This window comes from Streptomyces fulvorobeus, assembly GCF_013167895.1.
GTDB classification, from domain to species: Bacteria; Actinomycetota; Actinomycetes; order Streptomycetales; family Streptomycetaceae; genus Streptomyces; species Streptomyces fulvorobeus.
Window position 1 is genome coordinate 3454362 of record NZ_BLWC01000001.1, and the last position, 25266, is coordinate 3479627.

A 25266-nucleotide genomic window follows, 5' to 3' on the forward strand; every position below is an offset into this window, starting at 1 on the left:
CAGTTGGGTAGTTCGCCGCCCGTGCCGTCCGGCACGGGTCGCCTTCTATCTTCGCTGATGAAACCGCGCCCGTGGACGCCTTCCCGTGTCTCTTTACCCGGATCTCGCACGTTTGACCGGGCCGACCGCCCTGACCTGCGACTAGTTCCGACATTCGCGCGCACAAGCATGGTTACTCTGTGTATCACGGGGCGTGACCACGGGCAACGAGGATGGCCTCGGGTTCCTGACGCGGTCGCGGCGTTCGGTGCGGGGGGTGTGTTCCTACGCGCCGTTCGAGAGCCGTTGCCGCGCCGGGGGCCGGTGTGAAGGTGGCCCGACATCGCGACGGGAGCCGTCCGGGGAGGCGGTGATGGTGGTCTCCGGGGCGCCCGTGACCGTCTTGGCAGTGGAGGGCCGCGTCTTCGCCCGGCCCTCCACCGAACGGGTGATTCGGGCTGGGCGGCCGCGCTGCCGTTGTCGCCCGGGATTCCGGGGGTGCCGGAGGCCCTGGGCATCTGGGGTCCCGTGCGGGTGTGGCATGTCGGCTACCGGAGAGCTGGGACAGTGCCGCTCCATGATCAAGGAGCGGGGTGAGCGGCGTGGCCGTGGTGGGGCAGCAGAGGCTCAGTGACCTGGCCGGTCCACGGGGTGGGGGCGGGGACAGCCGGGTGCTCAAGCACAGCGACGGGGCGTGGACGCGGGCCGCCGGTGGCGCGGAGGCGATGCGGACGCATCTGGCGCCGGTGCGGGCCGAGTTGGGGGCGGCTCATGAAGGGCTGCCGGCGGGGGCGGGCGACCTGGCAGCGCTGGCGGAACTGGGCGCCGTACGCGAGTCCTGGGAACGGCGGATCACGACCGCGCAGGGCGAGTGCGCGAGCCTCGCGGGGAGGCTGCGGGCGGTGGCCCGTGCCCAGGGTGAGACGGACGAGGCCGTGCGGTCGTCGTTCACGCCGGCGGCGGGCGGGGGCGGGGCGCGATGAGTGGTCCGGCGCTGACGTGGGCGAAGTTACGGGACCTGAAATGCGCGGAACTTGAAGGCGCGGCCGATGGGTGGGGCCGGGCGAGCAACCGGGCCGACTTCGCGCGGGACCGGATCGAACAGCAGTTGCTGAACGGCTTGCGGGAGTCGGAGCAGGGCGAGGCGGCCGATGCGGCGGTCGGGCGGTTGCGGCAGCTGAGCCGGAACTTCCAGTACATCTACACCGAGTGCGGTCTGCTCCGTACGACGCTGAACAGCCTGGCCCACGAGATGCGGGCGCAGCAGCGTTTGCTCGCGGAGGCCCTGGAGGATGCGGCCGCGCTGCGGTTCACGGTGCACGCGGACGGGTCGGTGACGTATCCGGCGGCGGGCGAGGGGCTTGCCGACGGGAAGCCCGTGGTGGGCGGCACGACGTCCGGGGGAGGTGTGCCGGGGCTGGCGGCACCGTCCGGGCTCGTCGCGCCGAACCCGAACGCGGCGAAGGCGCAGGACATCGCGGACCGAGTCGTGAAGGCGGTGCGGACGGCGGCCGAGATCGACTGGCGGTACGCGAGGATCCTGCGGAGGCTGAAGGCGGAAGAGGGCCTGAAGGTCCCGGACTCGACGTGGACGGACGCGGCGGGGGACGCGGCGGCGGTGCGGGGCGCGGCGCGGGGGTACCTCAAGGACGGCATTCCGCTGGACGCGAGTCCGGCTGAGCGTGGGGCGTGGTGGGCCGGGCTGACCCGGGAACAGCGCGAGGAGTACCTCGCGGTGTACCCGGACCAGATCGGGAACCTGGACGGGATCCCGGCCCTGGTACGCGACGCCGCCAACCGCGACAACCTCCAGCTTTTGATCGGCAAGCTGGAGGGGCGGGGCGATGAGGTGTCGGCGACGCGGTTGGCCGCGCTGCGGGAGATCGACCGGCAACTCCAGGCGGTTCCCCGGCCTGGGGACCCGCCGATGTATCTGCTGGGGATCGGGGATCAGGGGAATGGCCGGGCGATTGTGGCGTACGGGAATCCGGATACGTCTCGGAATGTGGCGGCCTATGTTCCGGGGTTGAATACATCCCTGGACAAGGATTTTGCTGAGAGTGATCTCAAGCGGGCTCGCGACACGGCGATGGGGGCTCGTAAATATGATTCATCGAGCGCTTCGATTGCGTGGCTAGGGTATGACGCCCCCCAGGCATGGGATGGGGTGGACAGCTTAGCGGTCATGGGTGGTGAAAGGGCCGAGAAAGGTGGACGTGCCTTCGGCGAATTCATCAGTGGACTGGTCGCTACCAACGAGCGCAGTGACCCGCATATGACAGCTATTGGGCACTCGTACGGTTCTCGCACAGTGGGTGCCGCAACGCAGCAAAGTGAAGGGCTGTCGGGAGTCGACGACATCGTGCTTGTGGGCAGTCCAGGTGTTGGCGTGGATCGAGCTGAAGATCTCGGCGTCGGCGGCAGGCATGTGTTCGTCGGCGCTGCGGAGAACGACATGGTGACCAAGACGCCTTCAGCACTACAGGGGAACATGACCGCGGCTGCGGGCCCGGTCGGGTATGTGGTCGGCGGCATGGTCGACCAAGGCGATGACGATGCTTGGTTTGGCAAGGACCCGGCGAGCCATGCTTTTGGTGCCAGGAGATTCTCAGTTAGTGAAGGCCCTTCTCTACTCAGTCGGGGAGGGCTGTCGTTTGACGCGCACTCCCAGTATTTCGACCCAGTCAAGGATCCTTCTTCGGCGGACAGTATTGCCCTGGTGGTTTCTGGAAACGCGCACAAGCTAAAGATGGAAGAGCCGCGATGAGATACCGAACGCAGAGCCTAGGGGCAACTATCCTGCTAGGTGTCACTCTGTTGGGTTGCAGGACTGGAATCGGAATGGATATGCAAATGGCGGCGAAATATTCTGACAAGGTGCTTGATGAAACCTTGGTGCAGATTGAACCGGAGGTGCAGTGGACTCACGGTCCAACGACTACAGGTAGCTGCGATGTAACGCGGCGACGGACAGTTATGACTGTCATCTCAGGTGACCGGCGCGGGAGCTTTCTGGGAGTCGTCGATCGGTACTGGCGTGAGAGTGATTATGAAATCAAAACGATCAATAATGATGGAGATTTTCCGGCGATCTATGCCCAAACAAAACGAGGGTTTGGTGTAAGCCTGAGTTTTGGAGGCGAGGGCCAAGCCTTCTTCGAGGTCGACAGCCCCTGCGTAGAGAAGTCCGACGTGGCCGACTCCACCACCAAGCCCACCGCCCCCTCCTACGAAGGCATGGAGAACATCCCCCGTCCTCACCTCCGCTCCGACTTCTGGTCCGCCGGCGCCCCCTGAGGCGCCGTCGCTCCCCCCGTGCCTCCGCCGTGCTCCCTTCCCGCCCGCACACACCAGCGAATCGGGCCATGAACCGGGCCTGGATGGGGGATGGTTGAGGGGTGCGGAAATACTGGGTGGTCGTCGGTGGTGGGATCGGGCTGTGTCTGTGCTTCGTGGCGCTGCTCATCGTCGGTACGTACTCCGCCGCCGCCGGGCTCGCCGGGGGTGGCGGTGGGGGAGTCGTCGGGCTGGCCAAGGGGGCCGTGCCCGCGCGGTATCAGCCGCTCGTGGAGAAGTGGGGCAACCTCTGTCCCGCCATCAACCCCGCACTCCTGGCCGCGCAGTTGTACCAGGAGAGCGGCTGGAACCCGCGCGCCCAGAGCCATGCCGCGGCTCAGGGCATCGCGCAGTTCATCCCGGGGACCTGGGCCTCGCACGGTATCGACGGGGACAACGACGGGGACCGGGACGTGTGGGACCCGGCCGACGCCATTCCGTCCGCCGCCTCGTACGACTGCGAGTTGGCCGGGTACGTGAAGAGGGTCCCCGGTGATCCGACCAACAACATGCTGGCGGCCTACAACGCGGGTGCCTACCGGGTGATCCGGTCGGGCGGGGTGCCCGCTATCGCGGAGACGCAGAACTACGTCAGGATCATCCGCTCGCTGGAGAAGAGCTTCGCCAGGCCGGTCGGCCGCGTCGCGCCCTCACGGCAGGCGGCCGCGGCCATCTACTTCGCGCAGGAGAAGCTCGGTACGCCCTACCTCTGGGGCGGTAACGGCACGGCCGAGCAGGGCGGGCGGTTCGACTGTTCCGGGCTGACCCAGGCCGCGTACCGGACCGTCGGCATCGAGCTGCCCCGTGTCGCCAACGACCAGTACAACGCCGGGCCGCATCCCTCGCGGGACGAGCTGCTCCCCGGGGACCTGGTGTTCTTCTCCGACGATCTGACCAACTCGCGCACCATCCGTCACGTGGGCCTCTACGTAGGCGGTGGGTACATGATCAACGCCCCGTACACCGGGTCCGTGATCCGTTTCGACAAGATCGACACGCCCGACTACTTCGGCGCGACGCGGGTCACCAAGGACGGCGCGGCCGCCCTGCCGACCGATCTGCCGGCGGCCTGACGCTCATGCGACGGGCGTGCGGCCGCCGGCTGACGGGCAGTCGCCATGGCCGGAACTCTCCGTGAAGCCTGGGCCCTGAGCTGCGACGATGAGTCACTCTTCGATAACGTCATGGTGATCATTCGGTGGAGGTCGGAACGCAGGCAGCTGACAGACCGTTTCCTGGACTGGGGCAGCAGGCACACTGACCGTGCGGCGCTGCCCGGACACGCGGTATCGCACCGGGCACGGGGGTCGACCGAAAGCGGCGCACGCCTGTGTGCGCCGCAGCAGCAGACAAGGCAAGGGGCCGCAGCAGATGGCTGGACTCGCACTCGAAGGGTCGAACCCCGACGTCAGCCTGCTCTACGACATCAACGGGCTGGCGAAGGCTTCTCCCCCCTGGTTCGACCGGGTCATGGAGTTCGTCGGTGAGTACGGGATCATGCTCGGCATGGTCCTCGTGGCGCTGTGGTGCTGGTGGAGTGTCCGCCGTCGCGGGACCGCCGAGGACTCGGTGACAGCCGTCGCGGGACTCGTCTGGGCGCCGCTGGCCGCGGGCATCGCCCTCCTGATCAACATCCCGATCCGGGGCTTCGTTGAACGGCCACGCCCGTTCAACGACCACGACGGCCTCGAAGTCCTGGTGGCGGGCAAGACGGACTTCTCGTTCGTCAGCGACCACGCCACCATGGCGATGGCGATCGCCGTGGGACTCTTCGTCGCCAACCGGAAGTTCGGTTTCGCCGCCCTCGCCCTCGCGCTCGTCGAAGGCGCCTGCCGCGTCTACATGGGTGTGCACTATCCGACGGACGTCATCGGCGGCTTCGCACTGGGTACGGCGGTGGCGCTGCTCCTCGCGCCGCTGGCGATGGCTCTGCTGACACCGCTCGTCACCGCGGTGTCCAGGTCCGGCAGGATCGGCCGCCTCGTCCGCTCCAGCAGGCCGGTCGGCGCTTCGGCCGAGGCCGACGACCGGGGACGGGCGCTCGGGATTCCCGAGCCGCGGCCCGGGACCGGCGGCGGTGGTGCGGGAGAGAAGGACCTTGCCGCCTGACGGGCGGTGGGCGGGCGGCGGGCGGTCCGGTGGTTCTGATCCGTTCCTCTCCTCAGAAGGTGCAGGGGGAGCAGAGGAATCAGAGTGACTGGGGGAAGGTGAAGAAGCGAGTCGGGTCGTACCGCTCCTTCACCCGTCCGAGGCGGTCGGCCGCCGCACCGTAGTACGCCTTCCGCCAGTCGGCCAGCTGCGGGTCGACGTAGTTCTGATACGCGGCCCCGGACGCGTACCGGCGCAGCGCCCCATGGGTTTTTTTGAGCCAGCTTTGCTGGGCGGCTCCCGAGGTCCCGGGCCGCCAGGCGCCGACGTACTGGGCGAGTACCCGTGAACCGCGGTGCACGAAGGCCGTCGCCTGCGGGTCGACCCGGTTGATCGCCCCGCCGAGTGCGGTGAGCAGAACGGAACCTCCGCCGCCGCCCTGTTCCACCGTGATCCGGGTGAACGCCTCGGCCCGGTCGATCAGCGCCCGCAGGCCGGCCCCGGAGAGCGGCCGGTCGAAGAAGGCGGAAGACGCGGCGTACGCCTCGCGCTGGAGCGCCCCGCCCTCGTCGCGCCCAGGGGTGGGGCCCGGCAGATGGCACTGGGCTTCCGTGAGGCCGGAGCAGCCCGCCTGGACGAGCATCGCGTCCAGGAATCCGCGCGGGCGCAGCGATACGGAGGAGGCCGAGGCGCCGATCATGTCGGCGAGCCGGTCCACGGCGTTCTGCAGGTCCCCGTACGTGCCCAGCGAGAGCGTGGCCACGGAGACCGTCGGCGTTCCTCCCCCCGGGCCCGCGTCGAGCCGGACGGCGGACCAGATCTCGTCCGGCTGCTCCGGTCCCCACCGCTGCCAGGCGGCGAGGACGGCCTGGGCGCGTGACCACGGGTAGGAGAGGAAGCCGGTGACGGTCGACGGCGCCGGCCGGGTGCGGAAGCGGAGTTCGGTGACGACGCCGAAGTTGCCGTTGCCCGCGCCACGCAGGGCCCAGAAGAGGTCCGCGTGCTGGTCTGCGTCGGCCGTGAGCGTGCTGCCGTCCGCGGTGACCAGGGTGGCGGACGTCAGGTTGTCGCAGGTCAGGCCGTATGCGCGCGAGGTGACTCCGTGTCCGCCGCCGAGGGTGAGGCCGGAGATGCCCACCGTCGGGCAGGAGCCGCCCGGCACGGTCCTGCTGTGGCGGGCCAGCCCTCGGTAGACGTCGACGAGTCTGGCGCCGGCCCCGATGGTGCCGTTCGCGTCCACGCGGGCGAGCGGGGAGACGTCGATGACCAGGGTTCCGGTCCCGCTGGACCAGCCCGCGTACGAGTGACCGCCGCTGCGGATCGCGACCGGCGTACCGGCCGCGCGGGCGAAGGCCAGGCACTCGCGGACGTCGCCCTCGTGCCGTACGTAGGCGACCGCCGCGGGTTTCAGGGGGTCGAACCGGGTGTTGTAGAGCTGCCGGGCAGTCGCGTAGGCGGTGTCCCCTGGTCGTACGAGGAGGCCGTCGAGGCTGCGGCCGAGGGCCGGCCAGTCGGCGGAGGCGGGGCCGGCGGCGGGGGAGCGCGAGGGGGAGGAGGACGGGAGGGTCGGGGAAGCGGGGTCGGAGGGCCGGGAGCGGCCGGTGGCTGAAGGGCCGGCCGCGCCGGGACCGCCGTTCGCTCCGCAGCCGGTGGCCGCGGTCAGAGCGGCGCCCGCGCCCGTGGCCAGACCGATGCCGAGCACGGCACGCCGCCCGAACGGGGACGGGACCTCGGGAGGGAGCTGCGGTTCGGGTGGGGCCTGGGGTGTGGGCGAAGCCGCCTTCGGGTGGTGCGGCCGGGTCATGGGCGGCCTCCGGGCCGGACTCGGGGGTGGGCTCCGGCCGATCGGCCGGGGCGGTCACGAGGTGGTGCGGGGGTGCGGGGCTCGGCGGCCCGGTCAGAGGGCGTGGTCGCGCCACGGCCCGAAGGGCATACGAGGCTACGGGCATCTGGCATACGGGCTCCGGCCTACGTCGGACCGGAGTCGTCTCGGGTGGTCGCGGGGTGGGATTCGTGCTGTTCGGCATCGGTACGGGCCCGGTCGCGCGACCGGCGGGCCGGGCCTCGCCAGCCGCAGGTACAGCGGGCCAGGCAGAACGAGCCCCGTTCGGTCGTCGTGACGCTGTGCGGCCCGGCGGCGGGATGCGCGTCGGTCGAGATGGTGCCGGGGCGGGGCGGAGTCATCAGGTCGGCCGTGCGGGGAACCGGGATGCGGGTGGGCTCCGGGGCCTGGGTAGGGGCTTCCTCATGCACGCGTCCACGGTACTGGGGGCGGCGGCCGAACGGTGGTCCGTGGGCCCGCCGATGTTCCCGGACCGGGGCGCCCGGGGACACGGGCGGGCGCGGGCGGCGTGACGGGGCGCCCCGGTGGTCGTTAGGCGGGATGGGTGGGGGGCTCGTGCCGGGTTGGTCGTTGGGGGTTGGCAGGCGATGGTGGTGCAGCAGCACAGGTGCGGAGGCGGGGCCCTGGCTTTCTGTGCCCTCACCGTGGCGGGCGTGATGGCGGTGACCGCCGGCTGCTCCGGCGGGAGCGGGGCCGGTGACGCGAGCGGGCGCGGCGAGCGGCTCCGTGCCGAGGCGGCCGGTGCCGGTGGTTCCGCCGAGACGCTGCGGCGGGCGGCGGACGTGCTGGCCGCGGCGGGGAGTGCCGAGATGCGTACGTCGATGGAGACCTCGGCGGGCGGGACCCGGGTGACGATCAGGGGCCGGGGAGCGTACGACTTCCGCAGGCAGCTGGGGCGGGTCACGGTCGTGCTGCCGAAGGACGCCGCCGGGGAGGAGGGGCACCGGCCGATCACCGAACTCCTGGCGCCCGGTGCGCTGTACATGAAGAACCGCGGCGCCGGGGTGCCCGACGAGAAGTGGGTGCGGGTCGACACGACCGCGCTGGAGGACGGCAACCTCGTCACGGGCGGGGTGACCGATCCGATGGCCGCCGCCGAACTGCTGCGCTCGGCCCGGGACGTGACGTATGTGGGGGAGACGGAGCTCGCCGGGGTGACGGTCCATCACTACCGGGGGACCGCCCACCTGGGGCGGGCGGCGGGCGGCGCGTCGGCGCGGTCGCGGGGCGCGCTCGCCGCCGCGGCGAAAGGGTTCAGCGCGGACGCGGTGCCGTTCGACGCGTACCTCGACGAGGACGGGCGGCTGCGCAAGGTGCGTCACCGCTTCAGCTTCGCCTCCGACGGGCCGGCGGTGGAGGTCGTCTCCACGATGCTGCTGTACGGGTTCGGGGTGCCGGTCGCCGTGCGGTTGCCGGCGGGGGGCGACATCTACACCGGCCTGATCCAGCAGGGCCGGACCGGCGAGGGGGGCCGGTAGGGAGGGGGTCGAAATGGTCCGTCCGTGCCATGCGCGGCGGGTGTTCCGCTCCCTACGCTAGGAAGCCGGTGCGCCAGGAGTCGGCGACGGCAGAGAGAGGTGACGCACGTGGTGACGCTCAGCGCCCCGAACGCTCAGGACTGTTTGGCTCTGGCCGAAATCGAACTGTGCGGCGAGCTCATGATCGCGGCCTCGGCCGCCCGTGAGGACCGGCTCAGTCCCGACCGTATCGACGAGGTGCTCAACGTCCGGGGCGGCGACCGGTAGCAGGGCCGGCCGCCGGGAGGTGTTCCGTCCGTCGTACGGGGCCGGGTCCCGGATCACGTACGGAGCAGGCGGGCGATCGCCTTCGTGGCCTCCTCGACCTTCGCGTCGATCTCGTCGCCGCCCTTGACCGCGGCGTCGGCGACGCAGTGGCGCAGGTGCTCTTCGAGGAGCTGGAGCGCGAAGGACTGGAGGGCCTTGGTGGACGCCGAGACCTGGGTCAGTATGTCGATGCAGTAGACGTCCTCGTCGACCATCCGCTGGAGGCCGCGGACCTGGCCCTCGATCCGGCGCAGGCGCTTGAGGTGCTCGTCCTTCTGGTGGTGGTAGCCGTGGATACCGCGGTCGTGGTCGGTGACGACGGTGGCCGTACCGGCTTCCGCGACCTGCTCAGCACCCGGCGCCGTGCCCGGCTCAGCGCCCGCGGTACCGGCCGCCTCGGTGGCCTCGGTGGTGGTCATCGCTTCCTCCCGTTGTCTGCCGCCCTGCGGCGCAATACCCCTGGCGGGTATATCGTACCGAATCCAGTCGAAACGTGACCGGGGGTCCGTGCTGATCACTCTGCCCGATGGGCGACACTGAACAACGCCGGTTAGCCGTGGCCGGATGATGCGCCTAGCATCAGCCTGACCGAATCCAGAGCACCCCGAGGACCCCACGTGCGCTTTCGTCTGACCCCCAGGGAGACGAGCTTCTACGACATGTTCTCCGCATCAGCGGACAACATCGTCACGGGCTCGAAGCTCCTGATGGAACTGCTCGGGGCGGATGCTGCCTCCCGAGTCGAGATCGCGGAGCGTATGCGGGCAGCGGAGCACGCGGGGGACGATGCCACCCACGCGATCTTCCACCAGCTCAACTCCTCGTTCATCACGCCCTTCGACCGCGAGGACATCTACAAGCTCGCCTCGTCGCTCGACGACATCATGGACTTCATGGAGGAGGCCGTCGACCTGGTCGTGCTGTACCAGGTCGAGGAGCTCCCCAAGGGTGTCGAGCAGCAGATCGAGGTGCTGGCCCGGGCGGCGGAACTGACCGCCGAGGCCATGCCGAGCCTGCGGACCATGGAGAACCTCACCGAGTACTGGATCGAGGTCAACCGGCTGGAGAACCAGGCCGACCAGATCCACCGCAAGCTGCTCGCGCAGCTCTTCAACGGCAAGTACGACGCCATGGAGGTGCTGAAGCTCAAGCAGATCGTGGACGTGCTGGAAGAGGCCGCTGACGCGTTCGAGCACGTCGCGAACACCGTGGAGACCATCGCGGTCAAGGAGTCCTGAACCTCGTGGACACCTTTGCGCTGATCGTGACCATCGGTGTCGCGCTCGGCTTCACGTATACGAACGGCTTCCACGACTCGGCGAACGCCATCGCCACCTCGGTCTCCACCCGGGCGCTGACCCCGCGTGCGGCCCTGGCGATGGCCGCCGTGATGAACCTCGCGGGCGCCTTCCTGGGCCAGGGGGTCGCCAAGACCGTCAGCGAAGGGCTCATCGCGACGCCCGAGGGGCAGAAGGGGATGGGAATCCTCTTCGCGGCGCTGGTCGGCGCGATCATCTGGAACCTGGTCACCTGGTACTACGGTCTGCCGTCCTCGTCCTCGCACGCCCTGTTCGGCGGGATGGTCGGCGCGGCGCTGGCCGGCGGGACGATGGTGCACTGGGACGGTGTGCTGGAGAAGATCGTCATCCCGATGTTCATCTCGCCGTTCGTCGGCCTGATCGTCGGCTATCTGGTGATGGTCGGCATCATGTGGATGTTCCGGAACTCCAACCCCCACAAGGCCAAGCGCGGCTTCCGTATCGCGCAGACGGTCTCGGCGGCGGGCATGGCGCTCGGTCACGGTCTCCAGGACGCGCAGAAGACGATGGGCATCGTGGTGATGGCCCTGGTCATCGCCGATGTCGAGGGCCCGAACGACGAGATCCCCATCTGGGTGAAGATCGCCTGTGCGCTGATGCTCTCGCTCGGCACGTACGCGGGCGGCTGGCGCATCATGCGTACGCTCGGCCGGAAGATCATCGAGCTCGACCCGCCGCAGGGCTTCGCGGCCGAGACGACGGGCGCTTCGATCATGTTCGGTTCCGCGTTCCTGTTCCACGCGCCGATCTCCACGACTCACGTGATCACGTCCGCGATCATGGGCGTGGGGGCCACGAAGCGGCTGAACGCGGTGCGGTGGGGTGTCGCGAAGAACATCATCCTCGGCTGGTTCATCACGATGCCGGCGGCGGCGCTGGTCGCCGCGGTGAGCTATGGGGTCGTGCGGCTGCTGTTCGGGTGACGACAGCCCCGTACGTCCGCCGGACATGGGTCCGCCCCGCACTCCGTGAGGAGAGCGGGGCGGACCCTTTGCCGTGCGGGTGGCACCGCCATGCAGCACCCGCAGGCGTTCAGGGGGGTTATCCGAAGCGGCCGGAGATGTAGTCCTCGGTGGCCTGGACGGACGGGTTGGAGAAGATGCGCTCCGTCTCGTCTATCTCGATGAGACGGCCCGGCTTGCCCACCGCCGAGAGGTTGAAGAAGGCCGTACGGTCCGAGACGCGCGCCGCCTGCTGCATGTTGTGCGTCACGATGACGATCGTGAAGCGTTCCTTCAGCTCGCCGATCAGGTCCTCGATGGCGAGGGTCGAGATCGGGTCGAGGGCCGAGCAGGGCTCGTCCATGAGGAGCACCTGCGGCTCGACCGCGATGGCGCGGGCGATGCACAGACGCTGCTGCTGACCGCCGGAGAGGCCGGAGCCCGGCTTGTTGAGGCGGTCCTTGACCTCGTTCCAGAGGTTGGCGCCCCGCAGGGACTTCTCGACGACGTCCGCCAGCTGGTTCTTCTTGTACGAGCCGTTCAGCCGGAGGCCCGCCGCGACGTTGTCGTAGATCGACATGGTCGGGAACGGGTTCGGGCGCTGGAAGACCATCCCGATCGTGCGGCGCACGGTGACCGGGTCGACCCCGGGACCGTAGAGGTCCTCGTCGTCCAGCAGCACCTTGCCCTCGACGCGGCCACCGGGGGTGACCTCGTGCATCCGGTTCAGGGTGCGCAGGAAGGTGGACTTCCCGCAGCCGGACGGGCCGATGAAGGCCGTCACGGAGCGGGGCTCCACGGTCATCGAGATGTCCTCGATCGCCTTGTGGCTGCCGTAGAAGGCGGTGAGACCGCCGATGTCGATTCGCTTGGCCATGGGGATCACTGCTTCTTTCGAGAGGTCGCTGTCGGCCGCGTCAGCGACCGGTCTTGGGGGCCTTCCAGCGGGCGATGCCGCGAGCCACCAGATTGAGGAGCATGACGAAGACGATCAGCACCAGTGCGGCGGCCCAGGCGCGGTCGTACGACGCCTCGCTGCCGATCCGGTACTGCTCCCAGATGTAGAAGGGGAGCGAGGACTGGGCGCCTTCGAACGGGTTCGGGTTGATCAGCTGGGCGCCGAAGACGAGCAGCATGATCGGGGCCGTCTCACCGGCGATCCGGGCGATGGCGAGCATGACGCCCGTCGTGATGCCGCCGATCGCGGTCGGGATGACCACCTTCAGGATGGTGCGCCACTTCGGGATGCCGAGGGCGAGGGACGCCTCGCGGAGCTCGTTCGGTACGAGCTTGAGCATCTCCTCGGTGGAGCGCACCACGACCGGGATCATCAGGATCGTCAGAGCCAGCGAGCCCATCAGGCCGGAGGGCTGGAGACCCGCCATCAGCATGATCGACAGGATGAAGAGACCGGCCACGATGGACGGGATACCGGTCATCACGTCGACGAAGAAGGTGACGGCCCTGGCGAGCCCGCCCTTGCCGTACTCGACCAGGTACACGGCGGTCAGCAGGCCGATCGGCGCGGAGATCACGGTGGCGATGCCGACCTGCTCCAGCGTGCCGATCAGGGCGTGGTAGACGCCGCCGCCCGGCTCGGTACCGAGCACCCCGGCCATGGAGTGGGTGAGGAAGTAGCCGTCCAGCACCTCGGCGCCGCGTCCCACCGTCGTCCAGATCAGGGACGCGAGCGGGACGATCGCCAGGAGGAAGCAGACCCAGACGAGGCTGGTGGCGAGGCGGTCCTTGGCCTGCCGCTCGTTCTCGACCGCGGTCGTCGCGGCGTACGAGATGGCCACGAACAGGATGGCGGAGACCAGGCCCCACTGGATGCGGCTCTCCCAGCCGGCCGCCGATCCGATCCCGACGCCGAGGGCGATCGAGACGGCGGCGAAGGCGAGCGGGGCCCAGCGCGGGAGTGAGCGGCTGCGCAGCGTGGTCCCGTTCGCGGGCGGGGTGGGCGTCGGGTGTTCCTGGACGCTCGTGTCGGTGGTGGTCATGCGTTGGCCCCCGAGTACTCCTTGCGGCGGGCGATGATGAGCCGCGCGGCGCCGTTGACCAGCAGGGTGAGGACGAAGAGGACCAGGCCGGAGGCGATCAGGGCGTCACGCCCGAGCTGGTTGGCCTCGTCGAACTTCGCCGCGATGTTCTGGGCGAACGTCCCGCCGCCCGGGTTGAGCACGTGCATCGAGATGAGGAAGCTCGGCGACAGGACGGTGGCCACGGCCATCGTCTCGCCGAGCGCGCGGCCCAGCCCCAGCATCGAGGCGGAGATCACACCGGAGCGGCCGAACGGCAGCACGGAGAGGCGGATGACCTCCCAGCGGGTGGCGCCGAGGGCGAGCGCCGCTTCCTCGTTCATCTTCGGGACCTGGAGGAAGACCTCGCGGCTGACGCTCGTCACGATCGGCAGGATCATGATCGCGAGCAGGATGCCGACGGTGAAGAGCGAGCGGGCGACGCCGACCTCGGTCTTCTCGAAGATGTACGTCCAGCCGAGGAACTGGTCGAGCCAGAGGTTCAGCCCTTCCAGGTACGGCACGAGGAAGAGGGCGCCCCAGATGCCGTAGATGATGCTCGGCACGGCGGCCAGCAGGTCGACCACGTACGCCAGGGGCGCGGCCAGCCTTCGGGGCGCGTAGTGCGAGATGAAGAGGGCGATGCCGACAGCGATCGGAACCGCGATGACCATCGCGATGATCGAGCTGACGACGGTGCCGAAGAGGAGGACCGCGATGCCGAAGACCGGCGGGTCACCGGCCGGGTTCCAGTCGAAGGTGGTGAAGAAGTTGCCCTCGTCCTTGGAGACGGCGAGAGCGGCGCGGTAGCTCAGGAACACGGCGATGGACGCCATGAGCAGGAGCAGGAGAATGCCCGAGCCCTGCGAGAGGCCCAGGAAGATCTTGTCGCCTGCCCGCCCGGTGGACTTGGCGGGCTTCGGTGGGGCCGGCGAGGCCGGTGGTGTGTCTATCGGTGTGATGGAAGCCATGGTCTTTCCGGTCTGTGTGGGGGAGCGAGTGGCTCCCCTGGCGGCGGTGCACCGGATGGGGCTGGTGGCGGGCCGGTCCGGAGGGGTGCGCCGGACCGGCCCGCCATGTGTTGCCGTGTGCTGCTGAGGGTTACGAGAGGCCGGCGACGGTCTCGCGGACCTTGGCGTTGATCTCGGCCGGGATCGGCGCGTAACCGGCGTCGGCCAGCACCTTCTGGCCCTCGTCGGACGCGGTGTAGGTCAGGAACGACTTGACCGTGGCGAGGGTGTCGGACTTGTTGCCGGAGTCGCAGGCGACCTCGTACGTCACCAGGACCAGCGGGTAGGCGCCCTCGGCCTTGGTGGTGTAGTCCAGGTCGAGCGCCAGGTCCTTGCCGGTGCCCTTGATCTTGGCGGCGCCGATGGCCTTGGAGGCGTTCTCCGACGTGGCCTTCACCGGGGTGGCACCGCCGGTGGCGATGTCCACGGTGGAGATGGACTGCGAGGAGGCGTACGAGAGCTCGAAGTAACCGATCGCGCCGTCGACCTGCTTCACCTGGGCGGCGACACCGGAGGAGCCGGACGCGGCCTGGCCACCGGGGGCCGGCCACTTCTTCTCGGCCTCGTACTTCCAGTCCTCGGGGGCGGCGGCGGCCAGGTACTTGCCGAGGTTCTGCGTGGTGCCGGAGTCCTCGGAGCGGTGGAACGCCTGGATGGCCTTGTCGGGCAGCTTGGCGCCGTCGTTGAGCTTGGCGATCGCCGGGTCGTTCCACTTCTTGATCTTGTTGTCGAAGATCTTGGCGAGGGTGGAGGCGTCCAGCGTGAGGCTGTCGACACCCTCCAGGTGGAAGCCGACGGCGATGGGGCCGCCGACCATCGGGAGGTTGATGCCCTGGCCGGTCTTGCAGATCTTCTTCGACTCGGCGACCTCTTCGGGCTTGAGCGCCGAGTCGGAGCCGGCGAAGCCGACCGTGCCCTGGTTGAAGGCGATGATGCCCTCGCCGGACGAGGAGGACTTGTAGTTGATCTCCACGCCCGGGCAGGCGGCCATGTAGTTCTTGATCCAGAGGTCCATGGCGTTCTTCTGCGCGCTGGACCCGGAGGCGAGGAGCTGACCCTTGGCGCCGTCACACTTGATGTTCGATGCGGCGCTGGTCTCCCCACCGGTACCACCGGTGTCGCCGCTGGTGTTGTCGTCCGAACCGCACGCCGTGAGGACCAGGGCGCCGGAGACGGCGAGGGCACCGAGCGCGGTGGCACGAAGCCGGTTCTTGCGCTGAAGCTTCACTTTTTCGGGTGTTCCTTCCAGGAGCCGCCGTGACTGTCTCGTTCTACGACGGCGTGCGATGAGGAAAGGTGCTGTGGCTTGTCGCCGCGCACCGTGTACGTCCGAAATTAGGCAGAACAGGTGAAGCCGCCCACGGGTCAGAGTGAACGGGAGGTGAACCGTGTCGGGCAGGCTGGTTCCGGTCGGCGTGTCCTCTGTGGAGGTCCGTGATGCCCGGTTCGTGGTGCCTGCCCGGGAATCGGCCGTCAGCGGGCCGTCAGCAGGCCGTCAGCGGGCCGTGCGACCTGGGGCGCCGCTGGTCAGGAAGGCGTCGAGCTGGACGCGGTCGCGGGGCTGGGTCAGCCGGTCCCGGGTGGCCGCGGGGGAGAGCCAGACGATGCGGTCCACCTCGTCGTTCGGCGTGAAGGAGCCGTCCGTCGCCTCCGCGGCCCAGTAGGTGACCTCCTTCGGCCTGCCCTCCACCTCGTACCGGGACGTGGGCAGCCGGGCCCCCGGCGCGCAGTGGTGGCCGGTCTCCTCCAGTACCTCGCGCAGCGCGCCCGCCAATGCGGGCTCGCCGCGCTTCAGCTTGCCCTTGGGGAAGGACCAGTCGTCGTAGCGGGGGCGGTGCACCAGGCAGATCTCCAGCTCCCCGTCGTACGGCGAGCGGCGCCACAGCACGCAGCCGGCCGCCGCCACGGGGCCGGCCGGGCGGGTCATGGGCCCGTCACGGCCGCGGCGTACGGCCAGCTCTCCCTGAACACACCGCGCGCCGCTTCCACCTCGTGCCGCTGGTCGGCGTGGAGCACCCCGAGGGCGTACGCCGTCGCGGGGGCGATCCGGGGTGTACGGGCCGCCGCCGCCGCGGCCGATGCCGCCTCCGCCGCGTCCCGGTGCAGGTCGAGGGCGTGCCCCGCGCCCGCCAGGACCGGATCGGGTGTGCCCCGCACCACCTCGTCGGCGTAGCGGTGCAGGCGCAGCAGCAGGCGGGCATGGTGCCAGGGCGCGTCCTGTGCCTCGTTGTACGGCTCCACCGTCTCGTCGGGCGGCAGCGCCGCCACCGCGCCGAGCAGCCGCTTCTCGGCGTGCTCCGCGGGGCCGTACAGCATCTCGGCGGCAGGGGCGGCGGCCGACGCGGCCAGCGGGACCTCGGAGGCGAGCAGCGCGACGGCGTCGGCGACCGCGTGGAAGCGGGAGGAGCCCAGGGCCTGGAGCGCGGCGGAGTGGGCGCGCGTCCGGGCGAGGGTCAGCTGCCGTTCGAGGAGGGCCCCGGCCCGCGCGGCGCCGACGCCGAGCGCGGCGCGTTCCTTGTCCGCGGGGGAGGCGGGAGGGACATCAGCGGCGCCGGCGCCGGGGGCGGCGGTGCGGGCGCCCGGCAGCGAGCTCCCGGACAGCGCGTGCAGCGCTTCGAGCAGCCGGGCCAGCCGGGTGGCGTACGCGTCCTCGCGGGCCAGCGTGCCGGAGAGCCAGGCCAGTTCCGTACGGAGCTGGTCGGCCCAGTTCGCGTCGAGCAGCCCCCGGAACGTGTGCAGGGAGCCGCCGATCCGGCGGGCCGACCGGCGCAGCGCACCGGCCGCCTCCTGGGCGCCGCGGCTGCCGCCGTCGGTGGGCGCGCTGTGCTCGCGGTGCAGCCGCAGGCCGCGCAGGAAGTCTCCGGCCTGCTCCTGGAGGTACGGTCCGAGGACCTCCCCGCGGAGAGTTCCGCGGCCTCCCGCGTCGTCGTCTGCTGATCAGGGCGTCGCACGCCGGCGCCTCCGGGCATCAATGAGCATTTCCTGTACGTGCCGCAGCGGCTGGCCGTCCGCGTCCGTGGCGTGCCGGGTCCAGTTCCCGTCGGGACCGAGGTGCCAGGAGGAGGTGGTGTCGGCCATGCCCGTCTCCAGGAGCCGGCTGAGGGCGGCGCGGTGGGCCGGGTCGGTGACCCGGACCAGTGCTTCTATCCGGCGGTCGAGGTTGCGGTGCATCATGTCGGCGCTGCCGAACCAGACCTCGGGCTCGCCTCCGTTGCCGAAGGAGAAGACCCGGGAGTGCTCCAGGAAGCGGCCCAGTATCGAGCGGACCCGGACGTTCTCGGAGAGGCCGGTGACGCCGGGGCGTATCGCGCAGATGCCGCGTACCCAGATGTCCACGGGCACGCCCGCCTGCGCCGCCCGGTAGCAGGCGTCGATGATCGCTTCGTCGACCATCGAGTTGACCTTGAAGCGGACGTACGCGGGGCGGCCCGCGCGGTGGTGGGAGACCTCCTTGTTGATACGGGCGACCAGCCCGTCGCGCAGGGACTTCGGGGCGACCAGCAGCCGGCGGTACGTCTCGCGGCGCGAGTAGCCGGAGAGCCGGTTGAAGAGGTCGGAGAGGTCGGCGCCCACCTGCGGGTCGGCGGTGAGCAGGCCGAGGTCCTCGTACAGCCGGGCGGTCTTGGGGTGGTAGTTGCCGGTGCCGACGTGGGAGTAGCGGCGCAGGGTGTCGCCCTCCTGGCGGACGACGAGCGACAGCTTGCAGTGGGTCTTGAGGCCGACGAGGCCGTAGACGACGTGGCAGCCGGCCTCCTCCAGCTTGCGGGCCCACTTGATGTTGGCCTGCTCGTCGAAGCGGGCCTTGATCTCCACGAGGACGAGGACCTGCTTGCCGGACTCGGCCGCGTCGATCAGGGCGTCCACTATGGGGGAGTCGCCGGAGGTGCGGTAGAGCGTCTGCTTGATCGCCAGGACGTCCGGGTCGCCCGCCGCCTGCTCAAGGAACGCCTGGACGGAGGTGGAGAACGAGTCGTACGGGTGATGGAGCAGGACGTCCCGTTCGCGCAGCGCGGCGAAGATGTCCGGCGCGGAGGCGGACTCGACCTCGGCCAGGTCGCGGTGGGTGCCCGCGATGAACTTGGGGTACTTGAGCTCGGGCCGGTCCAGCGACGCGATGCCGAAGAGGCCGGTGAGGTCGAGCGGTCCCGGCAGCGGGTAGAGCTCGGTCTCGGAGATCTTCAGCTCGCGTACGAGCAGGTCCAGGACGTAGGGGTCGATGGACTCCTCGACCTCCAGCCGCACGGGCGGGCCGAAGCGGCGCCGCATGAGCTCCTTCTCCAGGGCCTTGAGCAGATTCTCGGCGTCGTCCTCCTCGACCTCCAGGTCCTCGTTCCTGGTGACCCGGAACATGTGGTGGGCGAGGACCTCCATGCCGGGGAAGAGCTCTTCGAGGTGGGCCGCGATGACGTCCTCGATGGGGACGTACCGCTGCGGCGACGCCTCAAGGAAGCGGGTCAGCAGCGGCGGGACCTTCACCCGGGCGAAGTGGCGGTGGCCGCTGACGGGGTTGCGCACGACGACGGCGAGGTTGAGCGAGAGTCCCGAGATGTACGGGAAGGGGTGCGCCGGGTCGACGGCCAGCGGGGTCAGTACGGGGAAGACGCGCTGCCGGAAGAAGGTGAACAGGCGGGCCTGCTCCTTCTCGGTCAGGTCGGGCCAGCGGATCAGCTGGATTCCCTCGTCGGACAGGGCGGGCGCGATGTCCTGCTGGTAGCAGGCGGCGTGCCGGGCCATGAGCTCGCGGGAGCGGGTCCAGATGAGGTCGAGGACCTCGCGCGGCTGGAGGCCGGAGGCGGAGCGGGTGGCGACCCCGGTGGCGATGCGGCGCTTCAGGCCGGCGACGCGGACCATGAAGAACTCGTCCAGGTTCGACGCGAAGATCGCGAGGAAGTTAGCCCGTTCGAGGAGGGGGGTCGCGGGGTCCTCGGCCAGTTCCAGGACTCGTTCGTTGAACGCGAGCCAACTGCGCTCCCGGTCCAGGAAGCGGCCCTGTGGCAGGCCGTCGCCGTCGCGGTCGGGTTCGTAGGCGTCCGCGTCGGTGTCGAGTTCCGGGTCCAGATCGGCGGCGGTGGCGAAACCGACGCCTTTGGACGCGGACTCGGCGACCGGGCGGGGCCGGTGCGCGGCGAGGGAGCCGACCGACGGCTGGGCGGGCTGGACCGGGACCTCGGAGCTGGGCTGCTGGCTCATGGACCTATTGTTCCGCGTGGACGGCTCCTCAGGCGCGTCGGAGCCAGGAAAGATCGCGGAAGGCCCGGCGGACCCTCGGGGTCTGCCGTTGCGGGGGGCGGGCACAGCTGGCTGCATCCCGTGAGGGTTGCAAGCGTTTCTGAATGGCCGGTAACGGCGACATGACATGCAGGCTGCGGTGTCACTGCGGGGCGCTTCCCCGCGCACCGGGGGTGAACGCCCTGCCCGGGCTCCCCCGGGTCCGGGCAGGGGTGGTATCAGCCGGTGCGGCGGCGCAGGACGCGGAAGGTAAGCACACCGTCTCCGGCAACCGTCCCCGGTGAGGCCGGCCGCCTCCACTCACCAGATCTCCGGCCGCAGACCCGCGCCGCCTCCCGGGAGGGCGTTCCGGCCTCTCAGGACTCCGTGCGGTACATCAGGTCCACCTCGTGCGTCACGAAACCCATCCGCTCGTACACCGTCAGCGCAGCCGGGTTGTCCGCGTCGACGTAGAGCATCGCGGTGGGCAGCCCCTCGGCGGCCAGGTGGCGCAGGCCGATCGCGGTGAGCGCTCTGCCGAGGCCGCCGCCCTGCGCGTCGGGGCGGATGCCGACCACGTACACCTCGCCGAGCTGTTCGTCGGCGTGCACCTTCGTCCAGTGGAAGCCGATCAGCTCGCCGTCGCGTTCGGCGAGGAAGAAGCCCTTCGGGTCGAACCACGGCTCGGCCTTGCGGTCGTCCAGGTCCCGCTGGGTCAGGGAGCCCTGCTCGGGGTGGTGGGCGAAGGCGGCGTGGTTGACGCCGAGCCAGGCCGCGTCGTCCTCGCCGGGGTTGAAGGTACGGACGGTGACGCCCGGGGGGAGCACCGGCTCGGCGATGGCGGCCCCCGTCAGGGGGCGCCTGAGCTGGCGCAGTTCGCGGAAGAGGGAGAGGCCGAGGATCTGGGCCAGGTGGCGGGCCGCGGGCATGCCGCCGTGTGCCCAGACCCGCAGCCGCTTGCCCGTCGAGGCGAGGAGCGCCGCGCCGAGCGCGCGCCCGTGCCCCTGGCCGCGGCGGGCGGGATGGACGACGAGTTCGGCGGCCGGTGCCTCGACGGGGTCGGTGTCCTCCAGCTGCGCGTACCCGGCGAGGACCCCGCCCGCGGTGAGCAGGAAGTGCCGTACGCCTTCGCGGTGCTCGCCCCTGAGCTGTAGACGCCCCTGCTCGGAGACCGCCTGCCTGCCGTCGGTCCTGGTGGCCTCCGCGAGCAGGTCGAGGACGGCGTCGGCCTGCTCGGGGGTGAGCGCGTCGAGGGTCTGGAGCTCGCGTCCGGGGGAGGGGAGGGGTACGTCTGTCGTCATGTGTACGAGCGTACGGCGGGCGGGGTGGCGGAGGCGGGGGTGTGGCGCGGGTCGGTGGCCGGCCCGTCTCCGTACGGGCGTGGTGGCTGGCGGGCGGGCCCGGGCGCAGTGACGCTTCTGCCAGGTATGTGGGCCGAAGGGGGGATGTGCGGTGGATGGTCCCGTACCGACCGAGAAGCAACCCGGTCGTAACCCGCAAACCCTGTCGCGCTACGCGCGTTGACCCTAGGCTGCGTCCGGAAAGTCTTCACCCTTCCCGCAACTCCCAAACCCTCCCGCTGAACTCAAAGGGGACCGATGTCAGCGACTTCGCAGAAGAACCGGGCGTCCCGGCGGGTGCTCGCCGCCGCAGCCGGACTTGCCACCGTGGCCGCGCTCGTCGCCGCGATACCGGCCGGCGCGGATGACCGCGGCACGGACCGCCACGCGCCGGGCCGCACCGTCGACGTGCAGCTGCTGTCCTTCAACGACCTGCACGGCAACCTGGAGCCGCCCGCCGGTTCGGCCGGCTCGGTCACCGAGAAGCAGGCCGACGGCACGACGAAGACCATCCCGGCCGGAGGCGTCGAGTACCTCGCGACCGCGCTGCGCACCGCGCGCCAGGGCCACCCGTACTCCGTCACCGCGGCCGGCGGCGACATGGTCGGCGCGAGCCCGCTGCTGTCCGGTCTCTTCCACGACGAGCCCGCCATCGAGGCGCTCAACGGACTCGGCCTCGACGTGAGCGCGGTCGGCAACCACGAGTTCGACGAGGGCGCCACCGAGCTGGGCCGCCTCCAGAACGGCGGCTGCCACCCGGTCGACGGCTGCTACGAGGCCGGCAAGACCTTCGAGGGCGCCGACTTCCCGTACCTCGCGGCCAACGTGACCGACGAGAAGACCGGCAAGCCGGTCCTCAGGCCGTACACGGTGTGGAAGAAGAACGGCGTCAAAATCGGCTTCATCGGAGTGACCCTGGAGGGCACCCCGGACATCGTCACGGCCAACGGCGTCAAGGGCCTGGAGTTCCACGACGAGACGGCGACGGTCAACAAGTACGCCGAGGAGCTCGACCGCCAGGGCGTCCGGTCCATCGTCGCGCTGATCCACGAGGGCGGCGCGCCCGCCTCCACCGCGTACAACTACGACTGCGACAGCCCCGGCGCGGGTGACGGCATCTCCGGGCCGATCGTCGACATCGCCAAGGGCATCACGCCGAAGGTCGACGCGCTGGTCACGGGCCACACCCACCAGGCGTACGTCTGCACCGTCCCGGACCCGGCGGGCAAGCCGCGCATGGTCACCTCGGCCTCGTCGTTCGGCAAGGTGTACACGGACACGACCCTCACCTACGACCGCCGCACCAAGGACATCGTCCGTACGTCGGTGAAGTCCGTGACGTCGGAGAACCACGTCGTCCACCGCGACCAGGCCAGGGCCACCGACATGACGGCCCTGATCGCCCGCTGGAACACCCTCGCGGCGCCGGTCGCCGGCCGGCCGCAGGGCTTCATCTCCGCCGACATCAACGGCCGCGGCTCCACCGCCCCGAGAAGCCGCTCGGCAACCTGATCGCCGACGCGCAGCTGGAGGGTCTGGCCCCGGCGGACAAGGGCGGGGCGCAGGTCGCCTTCATGAACCCGGGCGGTATCCGCTCGGACCTCGTGTACGCCGCGTCCGGCAGTGAGGGCGACGGTGTGGTGACGTACGGCGAGGCGTTCACCGTGCAGCCGTTCACCAACATGATGAACGTCGTCGACCTGACCGGTGCGCGGCTCATCGCCGCGCTCCAGCAGCAGGTCAGCGGCTCCAACGAAGCGTCCCCGAAGATCCTCCAGGTGTCCCAGGGCCTCACCTACACCCTGGACATGACCAAGTCGGGCGCGGCCCGCCTGGTCGTCGGCAGTGTCCGGCTGAACGGCGTGGCCATCGACCCGGCCGCCTCCTACCGCGTCGCGATGAACGAGTTCCTCGCGGGCGGCGGCGACGGCTTCCCGGCCCTCGGCCAGGGCACGAACAAGCTGGTCGGCGCCTCCGACCTGGACCTGTTCAACGCCTATCTGGCGGCGCACTCCTCGCCCGCCGCACCGCTGGCCCCGCCGGCCACAAACCGGATCACGATCATCAAGTAAGCCCCGCGTACGGGGGCGGCTGGCCGGACGGCCCGCCGCCCCCGTCGTCGTCTCCGTCGACGCCTGCGAAGGCGCGCTCACTGCCCGGTGGCGGCTGCGGGGCGCCCGGCAGACGGATCGCCGCCTCCGTGCCCCCGCCGTCCGCCGGGCGCAGCGTGATCTCGCCGCCCGCCTGCTGGACCGTGCGCGCCACGATGGAGAGACCGAGGCCCGAGCCGGGGAGCTGGCGGGCCGAGGGGGAGCGCCAGAAGCGCTCGAAGACGTGCGGCAGCTCCTCGGCCGGGATGCCGGGGCCGTGGTCCCGGACGGTCAGCTCGCCCCGGTGCAGGGTGACGTCGACGGTGCCGCCGGGCGGGCTGAACTTGACCGCGTTGTCCAGGACGTTGACGACCGCCCGCTCCAGCGCGCCGGGCTCCGCCCGTACGTACCAGGGGGCCAGTTCCTCCGTGATCCTCAGCTCGGGTCCGCGCAGTCCGGCCCGTCGCAGCGCGGTACGGGTGATGTCGTGCAGCGCGACCACCTGGAGGGGTCCGGGCTGGGCGGCGTCGGGGCGGGCCAGCTCCTGGAGGTCGCCGATGAGGGAGGCCAGCTCGGTCATCTGCGCCTTGACCGAGGTCATCAGCGCCCTGCGGTCGTCGGTCGGGATGGCCCGGCCGGTCTCGTCGCTGCGCACCAGCAGCTCGATGTTGGTGCGGAGCGAGGTGAGCGGGGTGCGCAGCTCGTGCCCGGCGTCCGCGATGAGCTGCGACTGGCGGTCGCGCGAGGTGGCCAGCGAGGCGGTCATGGAGTTGAAGGACCGGGAGAGCCGCGCGATCTCGTCCTCGCCCTCGACCGGGATGCGGACGGTGAGGTCCTCGGTGCGGGCGACGTGTTCGACGGCCTCGGTGAGTTCGTCGACCGGCCGCAGGCCGGACCTGGCGATCCAGAGTCCCGCGGCGCCCGCGCCGATGACGCCGACGCCGGAGACGAGCAGGAGGACCCAGGCGAGGGAGGAGAGGGGGTTGTCGACCTCGCTCACGGGACGGGCGACGGAGACGGCGAGGGTGTTGACGGCGGCGGGCCCCGGCCCGGCCAGCCGGATCGGGTACGTGTAGACCCGCAGGTCCCGGCCGTCCCTGTCGGTGACCGTGTGCAGCACGCTCTCCCTCTCCCCGCCGGCCACCGCCAGGTCCTCCGCGGTGGTGGGGAACGCGGCGGTCAGCGGCGGGGCCGCACAGGGTTCACCGGTGGTCGCGATGATCTGCACACGGTAGGAGGTGGGGGAGGTCGGCGGCCTGGCGGCGGTGCCCGCGCAGGCGTTCAGCAGGCCCTGTACGTACGTCTTGTCGATCGCCGTCGAATTGCGCAGCGAGTCGTCCAGCTGCCGTTCCAGCTGCGCCTTCGTCACGAACCAGCAGGCCGCCGCGACCGCCGCGACGGCCACCGCGACCGCGGTGGCGACCAGCAGCGCGAGGCGCGAACGCAGCGGCAGCGCGCGGATGCGGCGCAGGGGGCCTCTCACCCCTCCCCACCCCCCGGCCGCAGGGCGTATCCCACACCCCGGACCGTGTGGACGAGACGCGGTTCGCCGCCCGCCTCCGTCTTGCGGCGCAGGTACATCACGTACACGTCCAGGGAGTTGGAGCTCGGCTCGAAGTCGAAGCCCCAGACCGCCTTGAGGATCTGCTCGCGGGTGAGGACCTGGCGCGGGTGGGCCAGGAACATCTCCAGGAGCGTGAACTCCGTACGGGTCAGCTCGACGCGACGGGTGCCGCGCGTGACCTCGCGGGTGGTCAGGTCCATCCGCAGGTCGGCGAAGGCCAGCACGTCGTGGTCGGGGAGGCCGCCGCCCTGCCGCGCCGCGTACGAGCTGCGGCGCAGCAGGGCGCGGATACGGGCGAACAGCTCGTCCAGCTCGAAGGGCTTCACCAGGTAGTCGTCGGCGCCCGCGTCGAGGCCGGTGACCCGGTCCCCGACGGTGTCGCGGGCGGTGAGCATCAGGATGGGCGTGGTGGCTCCGGTGGACCGGATGCGGCGGGCGGCGGTGAGGCCGTCCATGCGCGGCATCTGGATGTCCAGGACGATCAGGTCGGGGGCGTACGCCTCGGCTCTGGCGAGGGCGTCGTACCCGTCGACGGCGACCTCGGTGCCGTATCCCTCGAACGCGAGACTGCGTTGCAGGGCCTCACGCACGGCGGGCTCGTCGTCGACGATCAGGATGCGCTGCGGATCGTCTTCGGCGGGGCTCATCGCTGGTCGTCCTCTTCTCGTTCCTGACTCGTCGGGGTGCTGTCAGCCTCGCACGGCCGTGGTGCTTAGGCGTGCGGCGCGTCCGGCGCGGTGGAGCCG

21 protein-coding genes and 2 pseudogenes are annotated in these 25266 nt (G+C 70.5%); 10 read left to right on the forward strand and 13 right to left on the reverse strand.

The genetic code is table 11. The features are described from left to right. Window positions 1-572 precede the first annotated feature (572 nt). From Sfulv_RS15665 to Sfulv_RS15685, 5 genes are all read left to right on the forward strand, one after another. On the forward strand, window positions 573-962 hold the full coding sequence (locus Sfulv_RS15665) for a hypothetical protein (protein ID WP_173314394.1): 390 nt from the start codon (window positions 573-575) through the stop codon (window positions 960-962). Beyond that, the gene (locus Sfulv_RS15670; RefSeq protein ID WP_173314396.1) at window positions 959-2746 is read left to right on the forward strand and encodes an alpha/beta hydrolase; all 1788 of its coding nucleotides are present in this window, start codon (window positions 959-961) and stop codon (window positions 2744-2746) included. Before Sfulv_RS15665 ends, Sfulv_RS15670 begins: the two co-directional genes overlap by 4 nt. A gap of 74 nt (window positions 2747-2820) precedes the next feature. Then, window positions 2821-3276, forward strand: coding sequence for a hypothetical protein (locus Sfulv_RS15675; RefSeq protein WP_173314398.1), 456 nt, complete (start codon window positions 2821-2823; stop codon window positions 3274-3276). Window positions 3277-3377: 101 nt separating this feature from the next. Further along, window positions 3378-4388 (forward strand): C40 family peptidase, encoded by a 1011-nt coding sequence (locus Sfulv_RS15680; RefSeq protein ID WP_173314400.1) that lies wholly within the window; start codon window positions 3378-3380, stop codon window positions 4386-4388. 298 nt (window positions 4389-4686) lie between these two features. Then, entirely contained in the window at window positions 4687-5424 is a 738-nt protein-coding gene (locus tag Sfulv_RS15685; protein WP_173314402.1) for a phosphatase PAP2 family protein, read from the forward strand. 79 nt (window positions 5425-5503) lie between these two features. Here Sfulv_RS15685 and Sfulv_RS15690 read toward each other — a convergent pair whose 3' ends face one another. Both Sfulv_RS15690 and Sfulv_RS15695 read right to left on the reverse strand, forming a co-directional pair. After that, window positions 5504-7207: an FAD-binding oxidoreductase gene (locus Sfulv_RS15690; RefSeq protein ID WP_173314404.1), complete on the reverse strand. Its 1704-nt coding sequence runs from the start codon at window positions 7205-7207 to the stop codon at window positions 5504-5506. A 164-nt stretch (window positions 7208-7371) separates the two neighbouring features. Beyond that, entirely contained in the window at window positions 7372-7656 is a 285-nt protein-coding gene (locus Sfulv_RS15695) for a hypothetical protein (protein ID WP_256668942.1), read from the reverse strand. 177 nt (window positions 7657-7833) lie between these two features. On the opposite strand from Sfulv_RS15695, the gene Sfulv_RS15700 reads away from it, so the two are divergent. Then, window positions 7834-8724 carry an SCO4651 family lipoprotein gene (locus tag Sfulv_RS15700; protein WP_173314406.1) on the forward strand — a complete coding sequence of 297 codons (891 nt, stop codon included), beginning with the start codon at window positions 7834-7836 and terminating at the stop codon, window positions 8722-8724. A gap of 108 nt (window positions 8725-8832) precedes the next feature. After that, window positions 8833-8991, forward strand: a complete 159-nt coding sequence (locus tag Sfulv_RS15705) for a hypothetical protein (RefSeq protein ID WP_173310093.1) — start codon at window positions 8833-8835, stop codon at window positions 8989-8991. A gap of 53 nt (window positions 8992-9044) precedes the next feature. Here the strand turns inward: Sfulv_RS15705 and Sfulv_RS15710 are convergent, their stop codons facing one another. Further along, window positions 9045-9449 (reverse strand): metal-sensitive transcriptional regulator, encoded by a 405-nt coding sequence (locus tag Sfulv_RS15710; RefSeq protein WP_218900386.1) that lies wholly within the window; start codon window positions 9447-9449, stop codon window positions 9045-9047. Between the two features lie 198 nt (window positions 9450-9647). Between Sfulv_RS15710 and Sfulv_RS15715 the strand changes: the two genes are divergently transcribed. Both Sfulv_RS15715 and Sfulv_RS15720 read left to right on the forward strand, forming a co-directional pair. Beyond that, window positions 9648-10268 (forward strand): DUF47 domain-containing protein, encoded by a 621-nt coding sequence (locus Sfulv_RS15715; RefSeq protein WP_173314408.1) that lies wholly within the window; start codon window positions 9648-9650, stop codon window positions 10266-10268. A 5-nt stretch (window positions 10269-10273) separates the two neighbouring features. Next, window positions 10274-11272, forward strand: a complete 999-nt coding sequence (locus Sfulv_RS15720) for an inorganic phosphate transporter (protein WP_173314410.1) — start codon at window positions 10274-10276, stop codon at window positions 11270-11272. A 118-nt stretch (window positions 11273-11390) separates the two neighbouring features. Here Sfulv_RS15720 and pstB read toward each other — a convergent pair whose 3' ends face one another. The 8 genes and pseudogenes from pstB to mshD all read right to left on the reverse strand — a co-directional run bounded on the left by pstB (window position 11391) and on the right by mshD (window position 20827). Then, window positions 11391-12167 (reverse strand): phosphate ABC transporter ATP-binding protein PstB, encoded by a 777-nt coding sequence (gene pstB, locus Sfulv_RS15725; protein WP_173314412.1) that lies wholly within the window; start codon window positions 12165-12167, stop codon window positions 11391-11393. Between the two features lie 40 nt (window positions 12168-12207). Next, the gene (gene pstA / locus Sfulv_RS15730) at window positions 12208-13290 is read right to left on the reverse strand and encodes a phosphate ABC transporter permease PstA (RefSeq protein ID WP_173314414.1); all 1083 of its coding nucleotides are present in this window, start codon (window positions 13288-13290) and stop codon (window positions 12208-12210) included. Further along, the gene (pstC, locus tag Sfulv_RS15735; protein ID WP_173314416.1) at window positions 13287-14279 is read right to left on the reverse strand and encodes a phosphate ABC transporter permease subunit PstC; all 993 of its coding nucleotides are present in this window, start codon (window positions 14277-14279) and stop codon (window positions 13287-13289) included. Before pstC ends, pstA begins: the two co-directional genes overlap by 4 nt. A 130-nt stretch (window positions 14280-14409) precedes the next feature. Then, a complete protein-coding gene (gene pstS / locus Sfulv_RS15740; RefSeq protein WP_173314418.1) occupies window positions 14410-15546 on the reverse strand; it encodes a phosphate ABC transporter substrate-binding protein PstS in 1137 nt (378 codons plus the stop codon). Between the two features lie 267 nt (window positions 15547-15813). Beyond that, window positions 15814-16245 (reverse strand): NUDIX hydrolase, encoded by a 432-nt coding sequence (locus Sfulv_RS15745; RefSeq protein WP_173314420.1) that lies wholly within the window; start codon window positions 16243-16245, stop codon window positions 15814-15816. Beyond that, window positions 16242-17269, reverse strand: a pseudogene (locus Sfulv_RS15750) (CHAD domain-containing protein). The gene Sfulv_RS15745 and the pseudogene Sfulv_RS15750 overlap by 4 nt, the downstream one beginning before the upstream one ends. Next, window positions 17256-19508 carry an RNA degradosome polyphosphate kinase gene (locus Sfulv_RS15755; RefSeq protein ID WP_173314422.1) on the reverse strand — a complete coding sequence of 751 codons (2253 nt, stop codon included), beginning with the start codon at window positions 19506-19508 and terminating at the stop codon, window positions 17256-17258. Before Sfulv_RS15755 ends, Sfulv_RS15750 begins: the two are co-directional and overlap by 14 nt. Before the next feature lie 395 nt (window positions 19509-19903). Beyond that, complete coding sequence (gene mshD / locus Sfulv_RS15760; RefSeq protein ID WP_173314424.1) at window positions 19904-20827, reverse strand: mycothiol synthase; 924 nt, start codon at window positions 20825-20827, stop codon at window positions 19904-19906. A gap of 297 nt (window positions 20828-21124) precedes the next feature. Between mshD and Sfulv_RS15765 the strand changes: the two are divergent. After that, window positions 21125-22938 (forward strand): annotated as a pseudogene (locus Sfulv_RS15765) (bifunctional metallophosphatase/5'-nucleotidase). Here Sfulv_RS15765 and Sfulv_RS15770 read toward each other — a convergent pair. Together Sfulv_RS15770 and Sfulv_RS15775 are read right to left on the reverse strand one after the other, a co-directional pair. Continuing rightward, entirely contained in the window at window positions 22931-24439 is a 1509-nt protein-coding gene (locus tag Sfulv_RS15770) for a sensor histidine kinase (RefSeq protein WP_173314425.1), read from the reverse strand. The pseudogene Sfulv_RS15765 and the gene Sfulv_RS15770 overlap by 8 nt on opposite strands. Then, window positions 24436-25167, reverse strand: a complete 732-nt coding sequence (locus tag Sfulv_RS15775) for a response regulator transcription factor (protein WP_173314427.1) — start codon at window positions 25165-25167, stop codon at window positions 24436-24438. Before Sfulv_RS15775 ends, Sfulv_RS15770 begins: the two co-directional genes overlap by 4 nt. Window positions 25168-25266 lie beyond the last annotated feature (99 nt).